The sequence below is a fragment of the Mesorhizobium sp. M7A.F.Ca.ET.027.03.2.1 genome, from assembly GCF_003999175.1.
Lineage (GTDB): Bacteria > Pseudomonadota > Alphaproteobacteria > Rhizobiales > Rhizobiaceae > Mesorhizobium.
Genome location: NZ_RZOM01001140.1, coordinates 1 through 1909 on the forward strand (window position 1 = coordinate 1; position 1909 = coordinate 1909).

A 1909-nucleotide genomic window follows, 5' to 3' on the forward strand; every position below is an offset into this window, starting at 1 on the left:
GACGACGGTGGTGGGCAAAGTGGCCTGGAGCGGTGCGGGATTGCCACCTTTCGCCGCGAAGAACGTCTGCAAGACACCGCTCGTTGGCGGGCAGTGGCGCAAGAAGGCCGGTGGCGGCTTCGATCTGGTGATCGTCGAAAACGCCGGCGCCTCCGAGATACCCACCGCCGGCAAGATGGAAGCCCTGGCCTGACGCTGCCGAGGGCGGCTGATACCGCCGCCCTCGTTCGGCGCGACCCAAGGATGACAGTGATGATACTCAGGCTGGAAAACGTTTCGAAGTCCTTTGGCGCCCTGAAGGTTGCGGATTCCGTGACCGTCAGCGTGCCGCGCGGCGAAGCGCTGGGCATTATCGGCCCGAACGGCGCGGGAAAATCGACGCTCTTCAACCTGATCACCGGAAACTTGTTTGCAAATGAGGGTCGCATCGAATTGCTCGGCCGCGACGTGACCCGTGCTCCGGCGATGGAGCGGGTGCGCATGGGCGTTGGCCGCAGCTTCCAGATTCCGCAGCCTTTCGAGGGGCTGACCGTGTTCGAAAATCTCTTGACCGCTGCCGCCTTCGGCCGCGGCGGACGCGAGGCCGAGATGGTCGACGATTGCGCTGGTATCCTCGAGGAGACGGAGCTTCTCAGGAAGGCCAATTTCGTGGCCGGCTCGCTGAGCCTTCTCGACCGCAAGCGCCTCGAACTCGCCCGCGCCCTGGCGACAGGCCCTGAGCTTCTGCTTCTGGACGAGATCGCCGGCGGTCTGACGGAGGGCGAATGCAAGCCCCTGGTCGCGACAATCAAGGCGATCCACGCCAGGGGCACGACAATCATCTGGATCGAGCATGTGCTGCACGCCCTGAATTCGGTGGTAGAGCGGCTTCTCGTGCTGGATTTCGGGCGTGTGATCGGGATCGGTGCGCCTGATGAGATCATGGCCTCGAAGGCGGTTCGCGAAATCTATCTGGGGCTCGAGGTCTGATGCTGGAAACGCGTGGCCTCACCGCGAATTACGGCCAGTTCCGGGCGCTGTTCGGTGTGGATATCAGCGTGGCCGCGGGCGAATGCGTGGCGATCATCGGCGCCAATGGCGCCGGGAAATCCACGCTGATGCGCTCGATCACGGGCGTGATCGGCAACGAGCCCGGCATGGTGCTGCACAGGGGCGAGCCGATCGGCGCGCTGTCTTCGGCCCAGATCATGAAACGCGGCATCGCCATGGTGCCGGAGGGGCGCCGACTGTTCCCTTCGCTCACCGTCGAGGAAAACCTGCTGGTCGGCGGGCAGGCGCGCAAGGTGCCGGGGCCGTGGAACCTCGACGCCGTCTATGACCTTTTTCCGATCCTGCGCGAGCGGCGCAAGAGCCCCGGCACAGCGCTCTCGGGCGGCCAGCAGCAGATAGTGGCGATCGGCCGGGCGCTGATGTCGAACCCCGAATTGCTGCTCTGCGACGAGATCAGCCTCGGCCTCGCGCCCGTCGTCATCCGCGACATCTACGCAGCCCTTCCCAGGATCCGCGAAGGCGGCGCCGCGATCGTGCTGGTGGAGCAGGATATCGGCAAGGCGCTGGCGGTCGCCGACCGTGTCTACTGCATGATGGAGGGCCGCGTCACGCTGGCCGCCAGGGCGGCCGAGGTCAAGCGCGAAGACATCCATTCTGCCTATTTCGGAGTGGCGGCATGATCCGGAAACCGAGGCTCCGTCATCTGCTCGCGCAGCGCTCTTGTGGCCTGATCGAGGTGGCGCGGCGATGATCTGGCTGGACACCCTCGTGCAGGGGATTCTGCTGGGCGGGCTCTATGCCCTGTTTGCAGCGGGATTGAGCCTCGTCTTCGGCATCATGCGGCTGGTGAATCTCGCCCATGGCGACCTCATCATTCTTGCCGCCTATCTGGTTTTGATGGGCGTCACGCTGCTCGGCC

General features: G+C 64.9%; 2 protein-coding genes and 2 pseudogenes. All 4 read left to right on the plus strand.

The window, feature by feature from the left end; genetic code table 11:
- Positions 1–193 (plus strand): annotated as a pseudogene (locus tag EN750_RS32145) (ABC transporter substrate-binding protein); the annotation flags it as partial.
- A 59-nt stretch (positions 194–252) separates the two neighbouring features.
- Positions 253–969, plus strand: coding sequence for an ABC transporter ATP-binding protein (locus EN750_RS32150; RefSeq protein ID WP_127399095.1), 717 nt, complete (start codon positions 253–255; stop codon positions 967–969).
- Positions 969–1670, plus strand: a complete 702-nt coding sequence (locus EN750_RS32155) for an ABC transporter ATP-binding protein (protein ID WP_127399096.1) — start codon at positions 969–971, stop codon at positions 1668–1670. Before EN750_RS32150 ends, EN750_RS32155 begins: the two co-directional genes overlap by 1 nt.
- Positions 1671–1737: 67 nt before the next feature.
- A pseudogene (locus EN750_RS32160) lies at positions 1738–1909 on the plus strand (branched-chain amino acid ABC transporter permease); the annotation flags it as partial.